The 21,780-nt window shown below is 68.9% G+C and carries 18 protein-coding genes; 9 read left to right on the top strand and 9 right to left on the bottom strand.

The features are described from left to right. Positions 1–210: 210 nt before the first annotated feature. The 8 genes from ACIRG5_RS27145 (at position 211) to ACIRG5_RS27110 (ending at position 6,562) form a co-directional block, all read left to right on the top strand. Positions 211–1,407, top strand: coding sequence for a PI-PLC domain-containing protein (locus tag ACIRG5_RS27145; protein ID WP_402909371.1), 1,197 nt, complete (start codon positions 211–213; stop codon positions 1,405–1,407). Positions 1,408–1,437: 30 nt separating this feature from the next. Then, positions 1,438–2,514 carry a PLP-dependent aminotransferase family protein gene (locus ACIRG5_RS27140; protein WP_402909368.1) on the top strand — a complete coding sequence of 359 codons (1,077 nt, stop codon included), beginning with the start codon at positions 1,438–1,440 and terminating at the stop codon, positions 2,512–2,514. Positions 2,515–2,583: 69 nt separating this feature from the next. Further along, positions 2,584–3,162: a TetR/AcrR family transcriptional regulator gene (locus ACIRG5_RS27135; protein ID WP_402909365.1), complete on the top strand. Its 579-nt coding sequence runs from the start codon at positions 2,584–2,586 to the stop codon at positions 3,160–3,162. After that, positions 3,159–4,487, top strand: coding sequence for an FAD-binding oxidoreductase (locus tag ACIRG5_RS27130; RefSeq protein ID WP_402909362.1), 1,329 nt, complete (start codon positions 3,159–3,161; stop codon positions 4,485–4,487). Before ACIRG5_RS27135 ends, ACIRG5_RS27130 begins: the two co-directional genes overlap by 4 nt. Before the next feature lie 9 nt (positions 4,488–4,496). Continuing rightward, entirely contained in the window at positions 4,497–5,321 is an 825-nt protein-coding gene (locus tag ACIRG5_RS27125; protein WP_402909359.1) for an alpha/beta fold hydrolase, read from the top strand. 63 nt (positions 5,322–5,384) lie between these two features. Continuing rightward, entirely contained in the window at positions 5,385–5,834 is a 450-nt protein-coding gene (locus ACIRG5_RS27120) for a MarR family transcriptional regulator (RefSeq protein WP_330270664.1), read from the top strand. Continuing rightward, entirely contained in the window at positions 5,831–6,226 is a 396-nt protein-coding gene (locus ACIRG5_RS27115; protein ID WP_402909355.1) for a DUF5313 family protein, read from the top strand. Before ACIRG5_RS27120 ends, ACIRG5_RS27115 begins: the two co-directional genes overlap by 4 nt. Positions 6,227–6,232: 6 nt before the next feature. Continuing rightward, positions 6,233–6,562 (top strand): hypothetical protein, encoded by a 330-nt coding sequence (locus ACIRG5_RS27110; protein ID WP_319978022.1) that lies wholly within the window; start codon positions 6,233–6,235, stop codon positions 6,560–6,562. Here the strand turns inward: ACIRG5_RS27110 and surE are convergent. From surE to ACIRG5_RS27095, 3 genes are all read right to left on the bottom strand, one after another. Continuing rightward, entirely contained in the window at positions 6,525–7,280 is a 756-nt protein-coding gene (gene surE / locus ACIRG5_RS27105) for a 5'/3'-nucleotidase SurE (RefSeq protein WP_402909352.1), read from the bottom strand. The genes ACIRG5_RS27110 and surE overlap by 38 nt on opposite strands. A gap of 4 nt (positions 7,281–7,284) precedes the next feature. Beyond that, complete coding sequence (locus ACIRG5_RS27100; protein ID WP_402909349.1) at positions 7,285–8,145, bottom strand: 1-phosphofructokinase family hexose kinase; 861 nt, start codon at positions 8,143–8,145, stop codon at positions 7,285–7,287. A 96-nt stretch (positions 8,146–8,241) separates the two neighbouring features. After that, on the bottom strand, positions 8,242–9,969 hold the full coding sequence (locus ACIRG5_RS27095) for a family 20 glycosylhydrolase (protein ID WP_402909347.1): 1,728 nt from the start codon (positions 9,967–9,969) through the stop codon (positions 8,242–8,244). Between the two features lie 115 nt (positions 9,970–10,084). On the opposite strand from ACIRG5_RS27095, the gene ACIRG5_RS27090 reads away from it, so the two are divergent. Beyond that, positions 10,085–11,647: a hypothetical protein gene (locus ACIRG5_RS27090; protein WP_402909344.1), complete on the top strand. Its 1,563-nt coding sequence runs from the start codon at positions 10,085–10,087 to the stop codon at positions 11,645–11,647. Here the strand turns inward: ACIRG5_RS27090 and ACIRG5_RS27085 are convergent. The 6 genes from ACIRG5_RS27085 to ACIRG5_RS27060 form a co-directional block, all read right to left on the bottom strand. Next, positions 11,628–12,716 carry an FAD-dependent monooxygenase gene (locus tag ACIRG5_RS27085; protein WP_402909341.1) on the bottom strand — a complete coding sequence of 363 codons (1,089 nt, stop codon included), beginning with the start codon at positions 12,714–12,716 and terminating at the stop codon, positions 11,628–11,630. The two genes, ACIRG5_RS27090 and ACIRG5_RS27085, sit on opposite strands and share 20 nt — an antisense overlap. Before the next feature lie 90 nt (positions 12,717–12,806). Continuing rightward, the gene (locus tag ACIRG5_RS27080; protein ID WP_402909338.1) at positions 12,807–14,960 is read right to left on the bottom strand and encodes a germacradienol/geosmin synthase; all 2,154 of its coding nucleotides are present in this window, start codon (positions 14,958–14,960) and stop codon (positions 12,807–12,809) included. Positions 14,961–15,104: 144 nt separating this feature from the next. After that, the gene (locus ACIRG5_RS27075; RefSeq protein WP_319978016.1) at positions 15,105–15,737 is read right to left on the bottom strand and encodes a Uma2 family endonuclease; all 633 of its coding nucleotides are present in this window, start codon (positions 15,735–15,737) and stop codon (positions 15,105–15,107) included. Positions 15,738–16,013: 276 nt separating this feature from the next. After that, positions 16,014–18,056, bottom strand: a complete 2,043-nt coding sequence (locus ACIRG5_RS27070) for a tetratricopeptide repeat protein (protein WP_402909334.1) — start codon at positions 18,054–18,056, stop codon at positions 16,014–16,016. A 209-nt stretch (positions 18,057–18,265) separates the two neighbouring features. Further along, positions 18,266–21,199 carry a BTAD domain-containing putative transcriptional regulator gene (locus ACIRG5_RS27065; protein WP_402909331.1) on the bottom strand — a complete coding sequence of 978 codons (2,934 nt, stop codon included), beginning with the start codon at positions 21,197–21,199 and terminating at the stop codon, positions 18,266–18,268. Then, a complete protein-coding gene (locus ACIRG5_RS27060; protein WP_402909328.1) occupies positions 21,190–21,777 on the bottom strand; it encodes a nitroreductase family protein in 588 nt (195 codons plus the stop codon). The genes ACIRG5_RS27065 and ACIRG5_RS27060 overlap by 10 nt, the downstream gene beginning before the upstream one ends. Positions 21,778–21,780: the final 3 nt, after the last annotated feature.

Here is a 21,780-nt window from a genome sequence, read left to right as displayed (position 1 = left end):
TGCGCGGCTTGTGAAGGCGGCGCCCGAGTACCGGCCCTAACCCTTCGGTCGGGCGACGGCTGCCGTGGAGTTGTACTGCGACGTACTGGTTCCCGCGTGGTTCCCCTGCTCGTCAAGAGCGATTCACGATGCTGGGGATACCCACAGTGTTAAACGTTCACACCCTTGAAAGCGTTTCATGTTTCACCCCGGTGCATGACTCTGGTCACCATGCGATACCTCCCTGCCATCGCAGCCCTGCTGCTACTTCCCCTGGTACCCGCCACCGCCGACGCGGCTCCCGCGGGCACGTTCTACGTCACCAGTGTCAGCACCGGACTCAACGTCGCCCAGAGCGGCAGTGGACTGGCGCTGCACCGCCCCAAAGGCAACGAGGACCGCCAGCAGTGGCGGCTGAGCGACGGGAGGTTCGAGAACACCGACTCGCCGGGTCAGTGCATCACCCGTCAGCTCACCATGGGTTCGTGTTCACAAGGGGATACGGTTCACGAGCCCCGTCAGTTCGGTGATCAATGGGAATTCTTCAGTCTGAATGGCGAGTCGCGCTGGTACCTGACGCCGGTCAGCGGTCAGACCGAGCCGATGCCGGCGGATCCGCGGCTCGACCAGATGACGTTCCTGACCGCCCACAACGCCTATGCGAACGGGGTGGACGGCGGGTTCGCGCCGCCGTTCGTCAACCTCGCCAAGAACCAGACTCGCGGCATCGTGCAGCAGCTGGGCGACGGCGTGCGGGGCTTCATGCTGGACATTCACCAGACCCCGGACGGCGCGATCCTGTGCCACAACAGCTGCACGCTCGTCAGCAAGCCGGTGGCGCTCAACGTGGACGTCCAGCGGATCGTGGACTTCCTCAAGAACAACCGCGGCGAGATCATCACGGTCTTCCTGGAGGACTACGTCGACGCGAACACGCTGCGCGCCGAGCTTCGCAAGGTGCAGGGGCTGAACGACGTCCTGTACCGGGCGGAGGGCGTGCAGCAGAACGGGTGGCCCACGCGCAGCCAGCTGCAGAGCAGCAACAAGCGGCTGATCATCTTCACCGACCACGGCAAGGACGGGCGCGAGGACAGCGGCGTGCTCTACCAGAAGGACTGGACTGTCGAGAACTACTGGTCGATGGGTTCGGGTCTGGGTAGTTCCGACTGGTCCTGTTACAGCCGATGGGATGAAAAACCGCTCACGGCGACGGGCAGCTTCCAGCCTTTGTTCGTGATGAACCACTTCCGGGACGTTCCGTTCACCGGCACCGCCACGACGGACAACGGCAAGCTCGCGAACCGGGCGCAGCAGTTCTGCCAGCCAGCGGCGAGGAAGAAGCCGAACTTCCTGGCAGTCGATCTTTATCACCTGGGCGACGCCCAGGCGGCGGTGAGCCTGCTCAACTCATACGCATATAGGCCGTAGCCCAGATTGTGGGAGTTGTACGCTCCGCGCATGGCCTCGATCCTGTTCACGCGCGGAGCGCCCTCTCTCGACATCATCGACCAGGAAGGCCTGCGCGAAGCAGCGCAGAAAGCCTTCACGGACGACCCCGGCGGCACCTTCGCGTACGGCACGAGCGTCGGCTACGTCCCGCTGCGCACCTGGCTCGCGGAGCAGCACGGCGTCGCGCCGGAGCAGGTGCTCGTCACCAACGGCTCGATGCAGGCCGACGCGTTCCTGTTCGAACTGCTCGTCCAGCAGGGCGACGACGTGGTGGTCGAGGCTCCGACCTACGACCGCACGCTGCTGAACCTGCGCCAGCGCGGCGCCAAGATCCACGCGATCGAGCTGGAGACCGACGGCATCAACGTCGACGCGCTCGAGAAGCTGCTGGAGAGCGGTGTGCGCCCGAAGCTCGCGCACATCATCCCGAACTTCCACAACCCGGCCGGCTACACGCTGTCCGAGGCGAAGCGCGCGCGTCTGCTCGACCTCGCGGCCAAGTACGACTTCGTGCTGTTCGAGGACGACCCCTACGTCAAGGTGCGGTTCGAGGGAGAGCCGCTGCCGACGATGCTCTCGCAGGACAAGAACGAGAAGGTCGTCTACGCGTCGTCGTTCTCGAAGACCATGGCGCCCGGCATTCGCTGCGGTTACCTGGTGGGCCCGAAGGCCGTCATCAAGGCCGTCCAGGACATCGCCACCACCACGTACATCTCGCCGAACATGGTGGCGCAGTCGATCGTGAACTCGTACTGCCGCTCCGGCCGTCTCGACGAGTCGGTCGTGAACGTCCGCACGGCGCTGCGTGCGCGCAGGGACGCTCTCGTGGCGGCTCTGCGGCGTGAGCTGCCGGAGGCGGTCTTCACCGCGCCGCAGGGCGGCTACTTCATGTGGGTCGAGCTGCCGGGTGTGTCGATCGACAAGCTGGTGCCGGTCGCGAAGGAGCACGGCGTCGAGTTCGTGAAGGGCTCCGACTTCCTGCTGGAGGGCGGCGACAACGCCCTCCGCCTCGCGTTCTCAGGCGTCACGCCGGAGCAGATCGACGAGGGCATCACGCGCCTCGGCGCGGCCGTCCGCGCGCTCTAAAGCTTCAAAAAGCGTCAGTTACTGCCAAAACTTCTGGCAGTAACTGACGCTTCGCGCTACCGTAGCGACGTGGACACCTTGACCACGCGCGCCGCGAAGGACCTGCGCACCCGCCTCGCGATCCAGGAGGCGGCCATCGCCCTGTGCCTCGACCAGGGCTTCGCCGCCACGTCGACCAAGGCCATCGCCGATCGGGCGGGCGTCTCCGAACGCACGCTCTTCCGCACGTTCGGCACCAAGGCCGCGATCTTCTGGTACGACGCGTTCCTCAGCCGGGTCGTTCGTGCCCTCGCCCCGGACCCGGATCCCGTCGCGGCGCTCACGACGGCGGTGCGCACGGCCGTCGACACGATCACCCCCGAGCAGTGGGCGCTGGAACTCGGCCGCCGCGCGGTGATCGTCAAGGAACCGGATCTCATCGCGACCGGCACGCAGGAGCTCAACACGGGCGCCGCGCAGATCGCGACGATCCTGACCCCGCCGCTCGCCTCCCCTGACCAGGCCTTCGACCTGGTGCTCTTCGCCCGGTTCGCGGTGGCGGGCATGGGCGCGGTCCCGATCCACGCCGGCACCACGCCCGCCGAATGGGGCGCGGCGCTGGAACGTGTCGCGCACAAGGCCGCGCACGGCGCGTTGGAGCGATCATGAAGCTGCCGAACCTCATCACCGATCCGAACACGCTGGCCGGCCTCAGTCACGACGAGGCCGAGTGGGCACCGGCGGGCACGCCGTACGCGGCGCTCCGGCCGCAGTCCACAGAGGACGTTCAGCGGGCCGTGAAAGCCTGCGCCGAGCACAGCGTCCCGATCGTGCCGCGAGGTGCGGGCACGGGCCTGTCCGGCGGCGCCAACGCGACGAACGGCTGCCTGGTTCTCGACCTGAGCCGGATGAACCGGATCATCGAGATCGACCGGGACAACCTGCTCGCCGTCGTGCAACCGGGCGTCGTCAACGACGACCTCAAGAAAGCCGTTGCCGCGCAAGGACTCTGGTACCCGCCGGACCCGGCCAGCTCGCCGTGGTCGACGATCGGCGGCAACGTCGCCACGAACGCGGGCGGCCTGTGCTGCCTCAAGTACGGCGTGACGCGCGACTACGTGCTCGGCCTGGAAGCCGTGCTGGGCGGCCCTGTCCCCTACGGCACCGCGGTACGTCTGGGCAGGCGCACCACCAAGGGTGTCGCCGGCTACGACCTGACCAGCCTGCTCGTCGGGTCCGAGGGCACGCTCGGCGTCGTCACCGAGATCACCGTCCGCCTCCGCCCGGCCCCACGGCCCGCGGACACCGTCGTCGGCGCGTTCGACAGCCTCGTCGCCGCAGGTCAGGCCGTTGCTCTGAGCACGAGCCGAGGTCTGCAACCCGCCGCGCTGGAACTGATCGACCGCGCGTGCCTGCAGGCCGTCGAGGACTGGAAGCACCTCGGCATCGAGCCGGACACCGAAGCCATGCTGCTGGCCCGCGCCGAGACGCCCGACGCCGACGGGCTGGTCGCGGCCTTCACCGACGCGGGCGCCGTCTGGACGGAGCGGTCCACCGACTCGACCGAGGCCGAGGCCCTCTTCGCCGCCCGCCGCCTCACCTACCCGGCGCTCGAACGCCTGGGCCCGCTGCTCACCGAGGACGTGTGCGTGCCCCGGTCCGCGGTCCCCGCGATGCTCGCGCACATCGAGGAGATCGGTGCGCGCCACCAGGTCCGGATCGCGACCATCGCCCACGCCGGCGACGGCAACCTGCACCCGTTGCTGATCACCCCGCCCGGCGACGACAACGCCAGGATCGCGGCGCAGGCGGCGTTCGAGGACATCATCGACCAGGCCCTGGCACTGGGCGGCACCGTCACCGGCGAGCACGGCGTCGGCCTTCTGAAGCGCGACGGCATGATCCGCGAGCTCGGCCCCGGCGCACACGCCGTGCAGCAGGCCATCAAGCACGCGCTCGACCCGCTGAACCTCTTCAATCCCGGCAAGGCCTGAGGAGTCCGCATGTTCGTCCCGGTAGACGGTGGCGACCTGGCCGTCGAGATCCACGACGGCGACACCCCGCCCGTGCTGGCGATCCACGGCGTCAGCGGCAGCCGCAAGCTCTGGAACTGGGTGGCGGCCCACCACTTCTCCCTCATCGCACCGGACCTGCGCGGCCGCGGCGACAGCTCCGCGGTCCTCGGCGCGGGCATCGGTCAGCACGCCGACGACATGGTCCGCGTGCTCGACGCCCTCGACCTCCAGACCGTGACGGTCTGTGGCATGTCCATGGGCGCGTACGTGGCCGTCGACTTGGCCGTACGTCACCCGGACCGCGTGCGCACGCTCGTGCTCGTGGACGGTGGCTTCCCGATGCCCGCCCACGCTCAGATGACCGAGGAACTGCTCTCAGCCGCGTTCGCCCCGCAGCTGGCCGCGCGCGAACGCACCTGGACCGTCGACGAGTACCTCGCCGTCCAGGCCGTGGTGAACCCGCTGATCGACGCCACCGACCCGTTGATCCGCGACTACTTCGCGCACGACCTGACCGCCGACGGCCACCTGAGGCTGCCGGCCGACACCCTGATCGCCGACGCCACCGACGTCATCTTCGGCAAGTCGCGCTGGCGGGAACTCACCGTGCCGACCTGGTTCCTGCACGCCGAGTGGAGCACCGGCCCGGACAGCCCGCCCGCCTACACCGTCGAGCAGGCCCAGGAGTTCCGCGCCGCGCTGCCCGCGCTGCACGAACCCGTGCTGATCAACGAGGTCGACCACGGCGGCACCGTGATGACCCGCGCGGGCGCCGCCGTCACCGCCGAGGTCCTGGCGGAGGCCCTGAAGTGACCGCCTGAGCACTGCACCACATCTCTTGGACCTGAGCGCGCCTCCGAGTTAGTGTGTACACCAATGATTAGTACACCAAGTATTCCGGAGAACCCGCTCGAACTGGAGCGGCAGGTCTGCTTCGCGCTGGCCGTGGCCAGCCGGACGGTCATCGCGGTCTACCGCCCGATCCTGGAGCCTCTGAACCTCACTCATCCCCAGTACCTGGTGATGCTGGCGCTCTGGGAACGGTCGCCGCGCACCGTCAAGGACCTGAGCAACGTCCTGCAGCTCGACCCCGGCACCCTCAGCCCGCTGCTCAAGCGGCTGGAGGCGGTCGGCTACGTCGAGCGGCAGCGGGACAAGGCGGACGAACGCGCGCTCGCGCTCACCCTGACCGAGGCCGGGCAGGAACTGAGAAAAGAGGCGCTGAAGATTCCCTTCAAGGTCGTGGAGCAGCTCGACATGACGTTCGAAGAGCTCGCGCAGCTGAACCAGGTGCTGCACAAGGTGATCGCCAAGGCCACCCGATGAACCCGGCGCTGAAGCTCTGGTACTACGCCGGCGGCAGGCTTCCGCAGAAGTACCGGGAGTTCGTCTTCGAGGACGTGACCGGTCCGAAGTGGCTGGTGCGCTTCACGGTGCGCAGTCTTGTGCAGGTCACACCGCTGACGACGGCCATCACGCTGGCGCTGGTCTTCGGACTCGACTCGGCGTGGCCACTCGCAATCGCGTGCGGAGCGCTCGGTTTCGTTGTAGGACTGTACTTCGCGCTTTCCTACGCACCCGAAAGCGTGGATTACCGGCTCACGAAGTACGGGTATCCACGAGGGTCGGCGACTCAGGGTCGCCGGGAACGAAACGCCGTGAGGGACCGCGCGCGACAGGCGAAGTACGACGCGGTCTGGCGGCGATCCGAAGGGTAGAGACCCATGGCCTTGCTGAACGATCAGTTCGAGTTCACGAGGCCGCAGGCGCTCACTCTCACGGCGGGCTTGCTGCAGCTCGCGTTCGGATGGTTCGACGTGTTCGGATTGGACCCGAACTACCACGTGGTGCAGATCGGGGTCGGAGCGCTGGGCGTCGCGATGGCGTGGCGGCACGACCTCGCGCGGATGTACGGGATTCTCCTGCTGTTGTCGTTCGGGATGCTGGCCTTCTCGCTCAACGACCTGACGACCGAAAGTTTTCTCGAGGTGCGGACGGCCCTGATCGGGCTCGTGATCACGCTGGCCAGGCCGGCAAAGCGCGCTCAGAACTGACATCGCGGTCCACCGAGCGCAACGCCGTCACGGTCGCGAAACCCTCGGCCAGCAACGCCGTGTCCGTGCCGGGCACCAGTGACTCCTCCGCGTAGACGTGGACGAGCTCGACCTCGCCGTCGTCCAGTTCGTCCACGCGGCTCTGCACGGTGCCGAACCGCGCCAGCTCGGCCCAGCGAAGTCCGCGCACGTCGGCGATGTTCGGCACGTTCACCGACAGCACCGGGGCCGCGGGCATCTCCAGCAGCACCGGCAGCACGACGCGCACCACCTCGCCCGCCTTGTCCCACAACGGTTCGGGCTCGTCCAACCCCACGTCGAGCGACACCGCCATCGACGTGACGTCGTTCAGGTGCGCGGTCAGCGCCGCGCCGACGGTGCCGGAGTGCAGGATCGCGCGGCCGACGTTCGCGCCGAGGTTGATCCCGGACAGCACCACGTCGGGCTTGCCGCCGAAGCCGCCGCGGCACGCGATGAGCGAGATCAGCCCCGGATGCGCCGCGACCGCGTAGGCCTCCACGTCGAGGCCGGGCAGCGAACGGCGTTCGCTCGCCACCCGGCCGTTCTCGCCCGCCGCCGCGACGGAGGCGCTCGTGCCGCTGGCCTGGGTGGCCGGTGCCGCCACCACCACCTCCAGGCCTGCCTCCAGGGCCGCGGACGCCAGCACCGCCAGGCCGGGCGAGTCGATTCCGTCGTCGTTCGTGATCAGCGCGCGCATCCGCTCATTCCTCGATCGGCTCCAGTTCCACGCGTTTGCTCAGCTCGCGCACCGCCTCTCCGCCCCCGCTGCCGAGGCCGTGCCGGGTCACGTTCACCGCGCCGGCGGCCGCTCCGAGCTTCACCGCGTCCGTCAGCGACATACCCAGCGCGAGGCCCGCCGAAATCCCCGCGGTCATGGAGTCACCCGCGCCACGCGTGTCGACGGGCTCCAGCCGTGGCATCCGCACGAGGTACAGCTGCTCTTCGAGCAGCGCCAACGCTGGTTCGTCGGCACGGGACACCACCACGCCGTGCACGCACGAAGAAGCGATCTCGCGGGCCTTCTCGATGAGCTTGGGCAGCTCTTCCTCGCCCAGTTCCTCGTGCGACACCTTGACGACGTGCGGGCCGCCGCGCACGGCCTCGGCGAGCCGTTCTCCCGCCAGGTCGACGATCACGCGACAGCCGTTGCCGGTCAGGTCGGAGGTGAGGCGGAAGTACGTGTCGTGGGGCAGCACCCGGTCGTCGGACGGCCCGCTCAGCACGGCTGTGCCCGCACGGATGCCTTCCACCAGTGCCGACTCGTACACGTCGTCGAGCTCGTGCCGGGACAACGCGTCCGGGAGCATCTCGACCATCTCGTCGCGGCTTCCGTCGCGGCGATCGTGCACGTAGGCGCCGTTGCGTGCGGCGACTTCTCGTGCTTGAAGTTCGACGTGCTCGCCTTCCAGCAAGGTGCGCAGCACACGGCCTGTCTCGCCGCCGAACGTCGCGCACACCACTGCTTCGACGCCCAACGCGGCGATCATCCTGGACTGCCAGAAACCCTGGCCACCGGCGTGCAGGTGCACGTCCGGCTCGCCATCGAGGTCCTCGACGGTCACGGTCAACTGCGGGGACGGGGCAAATACGGCAACTCGGGCATCCACGACAATCTGATACCCGGTGCGGGCGAGTGCTACTCGTCCGCACCGGAGCAATCAGCAAACGCCTGCGTCGCGCCAGACGCCCCACTCGCCGGTGGTGCCTGGCTCCTCACCTCGCGTCCACCACTGGGCGGTCCACTTGTGGCCGTTGTGCGAGACCACGTTGCCGCCGGTGTAGACCTTGTCGCGCTCCCACGCCGGCTGCGCGCAGGGGCCGGGCCCGGGGCCGCCGGTGTCCCACGGCACCTGGGTGGACCTGTAGAAGTTGATGCCCATGGTCGTCCAGCGCGTGCCCTGGTTGCCCAGGCGCACCTTGAACTGGTCCCAGTTGTGCGTCGACCACGGCGACCAGGCCAGTTCCGCGATCGCGCCGAGCCTCGGGAACGCCATGAACTCGATGTCCTGCCCGGTCACCAGCGTCTCGCTCCACAGCGGAGCCTCGACGCCGCGGACCGCGGACTCCGGCACGCCGCTCAGGTGCGTTCCGGGGTTCCAGTCGTATGCCGTCTGGACCTCGATCAGACCCGCCCACGACAGGCCCAAAGGCGTGCTGGAGTTGTACTTCATGTCCAGGTACGCCTTGTTCGCGGGCGACATGATGACCTTGTGGCCGCGTGCCGCCGCTGCCTGCACCACGGCGTTGGACGTCGAGGTGCCCCAGTACTGCGGGATGGCGGTGGTGTCGGTCGTGGTCTTCACGAACTCGTGCCAGCCGAGCGCGGTCTTGCCGTACTTCTTCACGATCGGCAGGGTGCGGTTCATGAACGTCTGGTAGTCGGCGTCCGGCGTCGAGTGCGCCTCGTCGCCGCCGATGTGGAAGTACGGGCCGGGTGTGAGCGCCGCGATCTCGCGGATCACGTCGTCCAGGAACTGGTAGGTGATCTCCTTGCTCACGCACAACGAGGAGTAGCCGACCTCGATGTCCGTGCGCAGCGGCGGAGCCTGGCCGTTGCAGTTGAGCTCCGCGTACGAGGCCAGTGCCGCGTTGGTGTGGCCCGGCAGGTCGATCTCGGGGATCACCGTGATCTTGCGCGAGGCCGCGTACTGCACGATCTCGCTGTACTGCGCCTTGGCGTAGTAGCCGCCGGGGCCGCCGCCGACCTGCGTGCTGCCGCCGTAGGTGGCGAGGCGCGGCCAGCTGTCGATCACGATCCGCCAGCCCTGGTCGTCGCTCAGGTGCAGGTGGAAGTAATTGATCTTGTACAACGCCAGCTGGTCGATGTAGCGCTTGACCGTGGAGACCGGGTGGAAGTGGCGGGCCACGTCGAGCATCGCGCCGCGGTAGGAGAACCGCGGGTAGTCGACGATCAGCGTGCCCGGCACGGTCCACGGACCGGCCTGCGCGGTCGTGCTCTCCACCTTGGCGGGCAACAGCTGCCGCAGCGTCTGCACGCCCGTGAACAGACCTTCGGACGTGTTGGCGCGCAGGACGATGCTGTTCGCGGCGACGTCGAGCTGGTAGCCCTGCTCCCCGACCGTGCCGGGTGCGCCCGAGAGCAGCAGCGAGATTCCGTCCGCCGGCGTTCCTGTCGCGTCGGACATCGGCAACGCGTAACCGGTCGAGGGCCGCAGGACTCCGGCGAGGAAGGTGCCGACGTCGCGTGCGGCCGGAGCCGTGTAGATCTTCGTGGCGGCCGTCAGGGTGTGCGTGACACCGCTTCTGGCCTGCACCGACACCGGGACCGGCACCAGGCTCTGCAGTGGTTCCGCGGCCTGCGACTGCGCACTGACGGACAACGCCGCCGTGACAGCGATGACCGCGGCGAGAACGCGAGTTCTCACGACTCCTCCTCACGAGTCGGGGGGCGACGACCCTGCCTTCAGCCTGCTCAGACATCCCTTTTGTCGTCAATGGTCTGAGCCAATTCTTTGCTCGGGACATGCCAGAATCACGGGCATGGGGGACTTCCGAAGGCTGATCGACGACGTGGTGCCCGCGATCGAGGCGCTCATCCCGGACGAGCCGGCGGCGCTGCTGGGCCGCCACACCGAGCGCAGGAGGCAGGACCGCTTCGCGGTCGGTTCCGTGGTGCAGCAGGCGTTGCACGCGTTTCCCTCGCTGCCGGCGGAACGGCTGCTCGGCGCGCTGGAACTGGGCGTCGCCCGGCTGGACCTGACCGCGCCCGCCGACCTCGTCGCGCGACTGCGGCCGTTGCCGGACGGCAGCAGCTTCGGACTGATGTCGATGAGCGGTCAGAGCGCGCTGGCCACGCCGATGAGCATGGTGAACGCGGTGCACCAGGGCGCCACCGACCTGATCGTCGAGCAGGTGCGCGCGATGCTCCCGGACCTGAGCGAGGTCACGGGCGACGAGGCGGCCATCGCCACCAAACGCGGGGCCGCGCACCTGGCGGTGGCCGTGGCGGTGTCCAGGGCGATCCTCAACGCGCTCGGCACCCCGACCGCGGCCGATCCGGTGGCGGCCATCGGGATCGCGATCGGCGCGGCCGCCGAGATCCTGCCGGACGTCCCCATGCCTCCCGCCTACGACAGGGCGTTGCTGGAGAAGCGGCGCCGGGAGTACCAGGGCCTGTCCTGGAGCACGAGCGCACCGGTGTTCGACCACGAGTTCGTGCTGGTCGAGGAACTGGGCAAGGCCAAGGCGGACTTCACGGCGACGGGCCTGGCGGGCGCGATCGAGACCGGGTTCGCGGTCCGCACGGGCATCGAGCAGGGCCAGGTCCCGGTGTCCGTGAGGGTCCTGCTGGACGAGCCGGGACCGCCGGATCTGGAGAGCTGGGACGAGGTCGCCGAGATCAGCTACGTCGCGGTGGAGGGCGACGCCAGGTTCGGTCACGGCGCCACCGCTCCGTGGCCGGGAGAGTTCCGGGTCCGCGTCTGCGCGAGCGGCCGTGACGAGGACGACGAACGCTACGAGCTGACGATCTGGCCGCAGCCGGTGTCGGATCCGTTGCTGCACAAGAAGACGGACCGCGTCGGGCACCTGCTGCGCGGCGAACCGGCGCCGCCGCCGATCTCCCGTCCTGAGCGGCCGTACCGGTGGCTCAGGGAAGTGCTCGGTGAGGCGGCGACGGTCACGATCATCACGAACGCCGGCGTGGACGACGTCGTGGGCGAGTTCGAGGAGGACTCGATCGCCCTGGAGATCGACGGCGGTGTGCTCGTCGTGGAGGGCAACAACTGGCAGGGTTCTCGCGGCGAAGTGCTGGAACGCCTGTCCCGCAACGGGAAGGCCGCGAGCCACTACTGGAACGTCAACCGGCTCACGCGGCTGTCGTTCGCCCGCGCCGGTCAGGTGGTCGACGCCCAGGAGGTCATGGGCCACACCTCGTTCGCCGACTCCGAGATCCGGGAAGCGTTGGAGGGCTTGAGCTTCGCCGACTACCGCCACCTCGACGCCAAGGGGATCACGGCGGTGGTGAGGTTCACCGGTGCCGTGATCCCCGAGGACGAGGTCCGCGCGGCGATCCAGGAGAAGATCAGTAACTGGGAAGGCTGAGGCTGTTGACGACGTCGGCGAACTCCTCCGTGGGCGCGCCGCCGTTCGCCTGGTTCTTCAGCGCCATGTCCTGGTTGGCGACCACGTACGGCCGCAGGATCTCCTCGTAGCGCTCGAAGGCGGTCGACGGGTCCTTGGCGAGCTCACCGGCGAGCACGTACGCGCCGACCAGCGCCATGCTGGTGCCCTGCCCGGACAACGGCGAACCGCAGTAGCCGGCGTCGCCGAGCAGCACGACGTTGCCGCGGGACCAGGAGTCCATCCGGATCTGGCTCATCGAGTCGAAGTGGAAGTCCGGCGCCTCCCACATGTGCTTGAGCGCGGTCGGCCACGCCCAGCCGGCGTCGGCGAACTTCTCGGCGATCAGGGCGCGCTGGGCGTCGACGTCGCGGTGGTCGAAGGCGGTCACACCGTTGAAACCCATGTAGACACGGCATTCCGCGTTCGACCGGGCGCTCATGATGCCGCCGCCGACGACCTCGCCCTGCTGGAACGTCTGCCAGTGGTCGAGACCGAGGAAGTTCGGCGCGGTGAAGACGGCGAGGTTCATGCCGAGGTGCGTGATGAAGTCCGACTCGGGGCCGAACGCCAGCCTGCGGACGTTGGAGTGCAGCCCGTCCGCGCCGACGATGACGTCGAAGTCGCGCGGGGCCGCCTTCTCGAACGTCACGCGGGTGCCGTCGATCGAGGTGATCGTGTCGTCGAACAGGTACTCGACGCCGTCCGCCGCGTCGAAGAGCATCCGGGCGAGGTCGTCGCGCAGCAGCTCCACGTCGGGGCTCGACAGGTCGCCGCCGCTCAGGGTGTGCGTGGTGGAGCGGTACAGCTCGTTGCCGTCGGCGTCGACCACGTTCATGCCGCGCATGTTGGTGCTGAACGACCTCAACCGGTCGCCGAGACCCATGCGTTCGATGACCTCCAGGGCCGGGCCGCGCACGTCGATGGCCTGGCCGCCGGACCGCATGCCGCGTGCCCGCTCCACCACGGTGACGCTGAAACCGTGGTGGCGCAGCCAGTGGGCGAGTGCGGGTCCGCCGATGCTGGCGCCGGAGATCAGGACGTTCTTCATGGTGTTGCCCCCTGTGAGTCGGTGTTGCTCACAAGGTGCGGGCAGGCGCTGACCGTCCACTGACCGTCGGCGGTCAGCGCCTGACAGCGGCTACCGGGTGAGGAGCCGGGCGGCCGACGTGCCGAGGCCCGACGGGGCCTGGCTGAACGCTCCCGAGTTCACCGGGGTCCGGATCTCGTCCTCGCCGTACCGGCTGGTCTCCTCGTGCCAGTTGATGATCGCGACGATCCAGTCCTTCAGCTCGTCGGCGTACCGGGTGAGCGACGCCCGTGTGGCCGAGTCCAGTGAGAGGTCGTCGAACATCTTCGGCAGGTGCGTGTCGACCGACGCGATGAACTGTCCCAGACGGGCGTCCATCAACGCGTAGGTCAGTTCGAAAGCGCGGGACTGCGAAACACCGAGGAAGGTCTCGACCACCTTCACCATGTTGTGCACTTCGCCCTCGTACTGAATCTCCTTCAAGTACGAGAAGACGTCGTTGAGCATGCAGCAGTAATCCATGGCCGACCGCTCCATGGTCTGGATGACCCTGGTTCCCCAGATCTCCGGCGGCACCGTCGTCGAATGCGAAAAGCGCGACAGCGACGTCGTCAGCTCGGAGCCGAACGTCGACCGCCGCATCTCCAGGTAGTCGACGGGGTCCGGCACGCGGTTCTGCTGGATGTTGACGACTTCCCACACCCACGCGTCCACCATGTCGTCCACGGTCTGCCGGAACGTCGCGCGGAACTCGCCGGACATGGGACCGGCGGTCTTCTGCCACAGGTCGGCCAGGCCGCGTTCCATCGCGTTGACCGGCGCCACGGTCAGCACCAGGTCCAGCGGCATGCACTGCTTGAGCCGCGCGGTCTGGATCTTCAACCCGGCCAGGTCCCGCAGCCGCCCGAACACCCACGGGTAGACGTCGTCGGCGTAGGTGCCCCAGGTGAGCCAGGCCGCCGAGAGGAACAGCTCCTCCGGCGTCGCGTCCGGGTCGAGCCCCGACGAGCACAGCGCGAGGTCGAAGCCCCGGTGCTTGGCCTCGTCCCAGATGCCCTCGTCGTGGATGCCCATCTCCCGGCCCCACGTGATGACCTCCTCGCGCGCCTGGTCGAGGTGCGGCGACAGGGTCAGCGTGAAGGGCGTCCTGAACTCCGGCAGCGTGTACGGCTCGACGACCTTCGGCGTGCTGCTGAACTGCTTGAGCCGCTGCGGCATGGTCTTGGCGTACGAGCCGAGGACGTTCGTGGCGGAGAGGCCCGTCCTGGCGCCCTTGTTCATGTACCGCGACGACCGCAGGTGCCACTCGTGGCCGCCAGCCTGCCAATCCTGCAGGCCCTTCACGTAACCCAGGACGGCCGCGCGCCCGATCGGATCGACGGCGTGCTCGTCCAGCAGGATCGGCACCTCCGTGAGGGCGGTGTGCTCGAACTGGTGCAGCCGGGACGTCAGCAGGTCGTTGACGGCCTCCGCGGCCTCCTGGGTGGGCACGTCGAGGAACTTCTCGAACACCAGCACGCCGTTGGACAGCTCGCCCTCGTCGAGCACCTCGCGCTCGTAGGAGAACAGGTCGTTGCGCAGGTGCACGGCGTCGCTGAACGTGTCCCGGAGGACCCCGATGGGCCTGGACAGGGCGATGGAGGCCGGCACTTCGAGGCCGACCGCGTGCTCGACGAGGTTCGCGCTCCACGGCGCGCCACCGACCTTGCGGCGCATCTCGATGTACTCGACGGGGTTGCTGAGCCTCTGCGCGCTGATGTTGTGCAGCTCCCACATCGACTCGTCGAGCAGGTGCTTGGTGTTGTCGGCGAACCGCTCGCGCCAGTCGGGCGAGTGCTTGCCGACCGTGCGGCGCCAGAGGTCCGCGAGGCCCTTCTCGACCGGGTTCTCCGGCGTCGCCGTGATCACGCCGTTGACCGGCATGAACAGCGGCAGCCGGTCGAGGTAGGCCTGCGCGCCCTTGATGTCGGGGTTGCGCTTGTAGAGCTCGACGAAGTGGTCGTCGAAGTAGAAGACCCAGACGTACCAGTCGGTGACGAGGTCGAGCGTCTCACCGTCGCAGTCGGGGTGGGTGTACGCGCAGAGCAACGCGTAGTCGTGCGACTCGAGGTCGTCGTCGGTCCAGATCACCGTCCCGTGCTGCGGCACGTCGATCATGTCCATCTCGTGCGCCCAGGCCCGTGTGTGGACGCGGGCGCGTTCGAGGTTCGGATTCAGCCTGGCCGGATAGGGCGTGTAGAACTCCGGCAGCTGGAACGGCTGCATGTGGTGTGAACCTCCGCGCGGTGGACGTGTCGCGATGCACGCAACCAGCCCGGCGCGCGGGGACGCCAGATGGTGAAACGTTGATCCACACGTTCGTAGATCGGTGTCGCCCGTTCAGCCCAGTCCGTTCCGACCGGCGACCACTCAGCGCACCAGTGACTGGGCGCTGAGTTTCACCGCGAACGGGAATTGCAGCTCGATGATCTCTTCGCCGTCGGACCGCGCCTGTTCGACGTAGACGCCGTTCTCCAGGTGCAGGCACCGCAGCCACGGACTGTCGTAGTCGATCATCCAGTAGTTCTCGCAGCCGACTTCCTGGAACTTCGCCCGCTTGAGTTCGAGATCCACGTGTCGCGTGCGCGGCGAAAGGACCTCGACCGCCAGCACGGGCGGCCCGATGAGCGCCTGTTTCGAGAACTGCTCACGCCGGCCCACCACCAGGTCGGGGATGAAGACCGTGTCGTCGGCGAGCACGACGTCGACCGGAGCGGGAAGGACCTCCAGCTCCGGTGGGCAGACAGCGGTCAGTGCCACCAGCAGCCGGGCGACCACCCGCTGGTGCACGGGGCGCGGTGAGGGGCTCATGACGAGCACCCCGTCGACGAGTTCGAAACGGTGCCCGTCATCAGGCATCGCCTCCAGATCCGCCCACGTCAGCGGTCTGCCGTGGGGAAACGTCGGGACACCACCCATGGTGCGTTCCACCCCCGCGTCGAGGCCACTGTCCGCCGGACGGATCCCGGCGATGCCATTAGACAAGACTGGTCCGATTCTCACGACTCGCAAGCCCCTTTTGGCCGACCCCGCACCACTGCACGCACACGTCTCCGTCAACACCGTCCCGCAGGGTGAGCAGCGACTGGTCCTGCCGTGGAAGGCACCACCCGGACGGAGCAGCATCATGGTTGCAAACGAACAAGTGACTAATTTTTGATCAATTTTCGGGCGATTTTTGATAACGCCGCCCGCCCTGCCAATTGTCCGCGAATGCGACCCTAACGGAATCTTACGGGTGAGCCAAGCACTCGGTTGGAGCAATACCTCACACCAACCTTATGGCTGAAAGATCACATCACCCGGGACGGGTTTCAGGCCGAATTCCGAGTAAACCGCGCGGGCCGCTGCTTCCAGCTCGGCGGCGACTTGAACCTCACCGCGCGCCCGGTGCACGCGGGACAGTTCGAGGCGGGCCCGCGCCGCTCCCACGACGTCGAAGTTCGCCTCGCAGAGGAGCGCCGCCTCGTGTAGCAAGGCGCGGGCCTGGTCGAGTCGGCAGCGCACGAACTCGTTGCGCCCCAACGCGTACAGCACGAAGCTCTCGCCACGACGATCCCGTGCGGTGCGGGTCAGGTCGAGCGCGGTGGTCAGCACGCCGGATGCCTCGTCGTGCCGTCCGTCCACGGCCAGCAGCTTGCCCAGGCGGTAGTTGATCTGCGCCAGGACTCGCGCGGGCCCGGTTCCGTCGCACGCGGCCAGCGCGGCGCTCAGGCGTTCCCCGGCGCCGGCGGTGTCGCCGTCGTACAGGTCGATCTGGGCGAGGTGCTGGAGCACGGACGCCTGGCCGACCGGGTCGGTGAACCGCTCGTACACCGCGAGCGCGTGCTGGTACCACCGCCGGGCGGCGGCGAACTCGCCGGACGAGCGGGCGACGATGCCGAGGTTGCGGTAGACGAGCCCGAGGCCCGCGGGGTCGTCGTGATCCTCGAAGAAGTCCTTGGCCCGCAAGGTCATCTCGTGCGCGAGGTCGTAGCGGCTCTGGCTGATGTGCAACGACGCGAGCGAGCAGTGCAGCACGGCCGCGCCACGCCGGTTGCCCGCCTTCTCGCACGCCGCCAGCGCGATGTCGTGCGTGTGCTGCCAGCCTTCGAAGCCGGTGCGCGTTTCGAACAACGTCACCAGCCGGTGCGCCAGCTCCCAGGCCGGCTCGTCCAGACCGGCCCCGGCGGCCAGTTCGACCGCGTCGCACAGGCTCTCGTGCTCGGACTCCAGCCACTCCCGCGGATCGGTTCGCAGCAGCCGGTCCGGCCGCACCACCTCGCGTGCCGAACAGCCTCGCACGACCGAGAAGTCCCCGCCGTACACCGCGGCGCGGGCCTGGTCCAGCAGGTACAACCAGCCGCCGAGCACGCGGCGCAGGGCCTCACCGGCGTCGGACTGACCCGCCGCGAACTCCCGCACCAGTTCGGGCACCGCGTAGCCGTGCTCGCCGGCCGAGACGAGGTGCGCCGACACCAGTTCGTCCACAGCGGACTGTCCGCGCACGTCCCCGAACGCCGCCACCGGCGCCCAGGACGGCAACCGCCGCGCGCCCACGCCCGCGAGCAGGCCCAGCAACCGGCGGGCGTGCGGGCTCAGGTCCCCCGCCGTCTCCTCCAGCCTCGCCCGGACCGACAAACCGCCGTGCGACAGGGTCTCCAGCCGGCCGCGCGGGTCGCGAAGACGCTCGGCGAGCAGCGCCAGCGGCCAGTGCGGGCGGGCCGCGAGCACGGCCCCGGCGATCCGCACCGTCAGCGGCGAACAGTCCGAGGCGGCCACCAGCGCCTCCGCCGGCGCGCTCTCGGCGGCCAGCCGGTCGGGACCGATCTGGTTGCCCAGCAACATCATCGCCTGGGCGGGTTCCAGCGGACCGACCTCGACGACGTGGGGCAACTTCAAGGCGTGCCGGGAAGTCACGAGCACCGCGCATCCAGGTGCGTGCGGCAGCAGCGGCTTCACCTGGTCGACGCACGTGACGTCGTCCAGCACCAGGAGAAGCGACTGGCGCACGACAGCGTCTCGATAGGCGCTCAGCCGGGCGGCGAAATCGCCGGGAGCGGGCAACCCGAACGCGGTGAGGAACCGGCCGAGCACCTCGTGCGGGGTCGTGCCACGCAGCCGCACGAACAACTGACCGTCCGGGAAGTGGCCGTTCGCGACCCGGTGCGCGGCCTGCACGGCGAGCGTCGTCTTGCCGGTGCCGACCGGACCGGTCAGCAACACCACCTGCGGAAACGGGATGATCCGGTCGACGACGGACTGCAGCAGCTCCTCCCGCCCCACGAAGTCGGCGACGGCGGCGGGAAGCTGGTGCGGGCGGGGGAACAGCGCGATCTCCACACCGCTCCTTCCGCCGGAGACCTTGTCAGCGGAATTCAGTTTCACACAGAACTCCCGCGGCTTCACGGGCGTGTGACCGCGGTGGGGACGAGGTGGGGACGGGCTTCACGACCCTCGGTGGCGACACCACCGAGGGGAGCAGGGGATGCGTACGACCAGGGACAGGGTGCGGCAGTGGGTGGCCTTCGCCGTGCTGGCGGCGGCCGTGATCACGCTGGTTGCGCTGGGGCTGACGCTGTAGCGAGTGCCTGCTTCGCGCGGTCGATGGTCCGCCGCTGGCACAGGCGTTCGGCGGCCCGCACCGCCTCCTCGCCGCAGCGGATCGCGGCGGCGGTGTCCCCGAGCGCGTGGTGCAGGCCGGACAGCTGGATGAGCAGACGTGCCTCGCCCCAGCCCCGCTTGTTGTGGCGGACCAGCTCGAGGCACCGCTGGGCGTAGCGCACCGCCGCGCCCAGCCGTCCGTTCAGCTCCGCGTGGAGGGCCAGCGAGATCAGGATCGCGATCCTGCCCTGGTGGTCCCTGACCTTCGCCATGGCCGAGAGGACGGACTCGTCGTCGGGCTGCCTCATCGACTCACGGGTCTGCCGGAGCATCACGCGCATCATCTCGCGGGCCTGGTCGAGCCTGTCCATGGCGTACAGCAGGTAGCCGAAGTCGGCCATGGCCATCACCCCGCCACGCCAGTCGCCCGACTCCCGGTACGCCGCGAGGGTCCGTTCGATGAACGCGACGGCCTCCTCGTCCCTGAACTCGTTGTAGTGCACGTAGCCGATGTCGTGCAGGACCATTCCGCACGACCGCACGTCGCCGTGTTCCGTCAGCAGCTCCAACGCCTTTTCGATGTGGACCAGAGCCTGGTCGTTCTCACCCCGCTCCGCGTACACGGCACCGATGTTGTGCAACGCGTTCGCCTCGCCCGTTCTCGCGCCGATGTGACGCATCAGCGTGAGACCGCGTTGGAAGTACTCCATCGCCTTGTCCAGCTCGCGGCGCTCCCGCGCGATGATGCCGAGCACGCCCAGCGTCGAGGCCTCGCCGCGCAGGTCCTTGATCTGCCGCATCAGGTCGAGCGCCTGGTGCAGGTGTTCCACCGCACGCGGGTCGCTGTCCTCCATGTACGCCGATCCCAGCCCCCGCAACGCTTCCGCGCGGGCCTTCAGGTCGCCGAGCTGGTGCGTGGCCGCCAGGGCGAGGCTTTGCAGCTCCACCCGTTCGCGGCCGTAGCCGCGCATCAGCAGGAAGTACGCGATGAGGTGCGGTATCTGCCACGCGTGCTGGTAGTGCCCTTGGTAGGCCGCGAGGTACACGGCCGCCTTCAGGTTGAGACGCTCCTTCTCCAGCCACGCCACCGCGTCGGCTTGCGTCACGAACCGCAGCGGGCCAGCCGGTTCGTACCGGACGGCGATGTCGATCCCCGGCCGGCCGGGGTTCAGCACGTCCGCGGCCTCAGCCGCGTTGCGCAGGTAGTGGTCGAGGAGACGGGTGACGGCCTCGGTCTTCTCGTCCGCCTTCACGCTGGCCTTCGCGTGGTCCGCCAGGAGGTCGTGGAACCGGTAGCGGCCGTTCTCCTTCTGCTGCACCAGATGTGCGTCCAGGAGTTCTTCCAGCAGCCGTTCGGCATCGGCGCACGTCGAGCCGATCACCGCGGCCGCGAGGTCGGCGGCCCAGTCCTCGCCCGTGTGCAGGCCCAACCGCCGGAACAGGCGCTGCTGCTCGGCCGTGAGTTGCTGGTAGGACAGGGCGAACGCGTCCGCGACACTGCGTTCGCCCGCGGTCAGCTCACTCAGCCTCTGCCCGGTGAGGCGGCGGGTCAGGTCCTGCGCGGACCACGCGGGCCTGGTGCGCCAGCGGGCGCCGACGATGCGGACGGCCAGCGGCAGGTAGCCGCAGAGCCGGACGATCTCGCGTGCGGAGTCCAGGTCCTGGTCGAGCTTCGCGCGGCCGACGATGCTCGCCAACAGGTTCAGGGAGTCCTCTTCGGACAGCACGTCCAGCGAGATCGTGTGCGCGGCGTCCAGGTCGACGAGCCGGCGCCTGCTGGTGACCAGCACCAGGCCGGTGCCGGGCAGCAGCGGGCGGACCTGGGAGCTGCTGCCCGCGTTGTCGAGCACGACGAGTGCCCTGCGGTGCGCCATTTCCGCCCGCCACCGGGCGGCGCGGGCGTCCAGGCCGTCCGGGATGTCCTGCGCGGGCACGCCGAGCGCGGTCAGCAGCGCCAGCAGCGCATCGGACGGGGTGCGCGGCTCGACGCCCGCGGTGTAGGAGTGCAGGTCCACGAACAGTTGTGCGTCCGGGAAACGAGCGGCCAGCCGGTGGGCGGCGCGGACCGCGATCGTGGTCTTACCGATGCCCGCCATGCCGTCGATCGCGGTGATCGCCACGCACCCGGACGGCACGGCGGCGAGGATCTCGTCCAGGTCGGAGGCACGGCCCGCGAAGTCGGCGATGTCGCCGGGCAGGTCGTTGCGGGCGCGCGGCCGGTTGTCGGCCGTGAGCACCTGCTGGTGGGCTTTCTGCAGGTCCCTTCCGGGATCGAGGCCCAGCTCCGCGGCGAGTCTGCCGCGGATGTCGTCGTAGGCCTGCAACGCCTCGGTCTGCCGGTCGCAGCGGTGCAGCGCCACGATCAGCTGGGCCCACATCCGTTCCCTGGTCGGGTGCTGGCCCGTCAGCGAACGCAGTTCGGGCACCAACCGCTCGTGCTCGCCGGCGCGCAGCTCCTGCTCGATCCGCGCTTCCAGCGTCGCGAGGTACTTCTCCGTCAACGCGGGCACGTGGTCGCGTTCGAGCGCGTCGCTGCCGATGTCCGCGAACGGGCGCCCGCGCCAGAGCGCCAGCGCCTCGCGCGGCTCCAGCCGGTCGAACAGGTGCACGTCGACCTCGTCGGGCCGCACGTCCAGCAGGTATCCGGCCGGCTTGGTCAGCACCAGCCCCGGCAACACCTCGCGCAGCCGGCCGACCGTGGTCTGCAGGGCGTTGCGCGAACCGCCGGCGAGTTCGACCAGTTCGTCGACCGGGAACACCTGCCCCGGCCGCAGCAACAGAGCGGCGAGCACCACCCGCCGTTTGCCGGGCGGGATGTGGACGTGGCGCCCGTCGAGCACCACGTCCAACGGCCCGAGCAGGCCGAACGACCTCACGTCCACTGACCCCAGTGCACGACCTCGTCGAACACCTTGCGCTTGCGCCGCAGCGGCGAGGCACCCTCGGAGACGCCCTCCTCCGCCGAGTGCCCGATCGCGATCATGCCGATCGGCACGTACGTGTCCGGCACGCCGAACGCCGCGCGCAACTCCGGCCACGTCTCCTTGTCCGTGCCGAAGAACACCGCGCCCAGGCCCTCGTCCACGGCCGTCTGCAGGATCAGCAACGCGGCCATGCCGGTGTCGATGTCCCAGTAGGGCACGGGCCAGCGTTCCTCGGTGAGACCGGCCCAGGCCTTGTCGGGCTGCGCGTACCGGTCGAGGTAGACCTGCTTGGACGAGAACGGGATGACGACGACCGGGGCCGTCTTCGCCTCTTCCCCGCCCCACCACTCGAACATCTCGGCGAGCCGCTTCAGCGGCTCCCCCCGCAGGACGAGGAAGCCCTGGCCCTGCGAGAACCCGGCCGACGGACCGCGCACGGCGTTGCGCATGATCCGCTGGATACTCTCGTCGCTGACCGGCTCGTCGGTGAACTTGCGCACCATGCGCCGACGGCGGACGACGTCCTGAAACTCCATCGC

Source organism: Lentzea sp. NPDC102401, assembly GCF_044765805.1.
Classification (GTDB): Bacteria; Actinomycetota; Actinomycetes; order Mycobacteriales; family Pseudonocardiaceae; genus Lentzea; species Lentzea sokolovensis.
The sequence above is the reverse complement of the archived record's forward strand: the minus strand, read 5'-3'. Positions and strand labels throughout refer to the sequence as shown.

Coding starts and splice junctions, on each gene's coding strand:
- ACIRG5_RS27085 (WP_402909341.1), bottom strand. CDS start 12,716: ATGAAGAACGTCCTGATCTCCGGCGCCAGCATCGGCGGACCCGCACTC.
- ACIRG5_RS27080 (WP_402909338.1), bottom strand. CDS start 14,960: ATGCAGCCGTTCCAGCTGCCGGAGTTCTACACGCCCTATCCGGCCAGG.
- ACIRG5_RS27110 (WP_319978022.1), top strand. CDS start 6,233: ATGGCCTTGCTGAACGATCAGTTCGAGTTCACGAGGCCGCAGGCGCTC.
- ACIRG5_RS27120 (WP_330270664.1), top strand. CDS start 5,385: ATGATTAGTACACCAAGTATTCCGGAGAACCCGCTCGAACTGGAGCGG.
- ACIRG5_RS27060 (WP_402909328.1), bottom strand. CDS start 21,777: ATGGAGTTTCAGGACGTCGTCCGCCGTCGGCGCATGGTGCGCAAGTTC.
- ACIRG5_RS27130 (WP_402909362.1), top strand. CDS start 3,159: ATGAAGCTGCCGAACCTCATCACCGATCCGAACACGCTGGCCGGCCTC.
- ACIRG5_RS27090 (WP_402909344.1), top strand. CDS start 10,085: ATGGGGGACTTCCGAAGGCTGATCGACGACGTGGTGCCCGCGATCGAG.
- surE (WP_402909352.1), bottom strand. CDS start 7,280: ATGCGCGCGCTGATCACGAACGACGACGGAATCGACTCGCCCGGCCTG.
- ACIRG5_RS27125 (WP_402909359.1), top strand. CDS start 4,497: ATGTTCGTCCCGGTAGACGGTGGCGACCTGGCCGTCGAGATCCACGAC.
- ACIRG5_RS27115 (WP_402909355.1), top strand. CDS start 5,831: ATGAACCCGGCGCTGAAGCTCTGGTACTACGCCGGCGGCAGGCTTCCG.
- ACIRG5_RS27140 (WP_402909368.1), top strand. CDS start 1,438: ATGGCCTCGATCCTGTTCACGCGCGGAGCGCCCTCTCTCGACATCATC.
- ACIRG5_RS27145 (WP_402909371.1), top strand. CDS start 211: ATGCGATACCTCCCTGCCATCGCAGCCCTGCTGCTACTTCCCCTGGTA.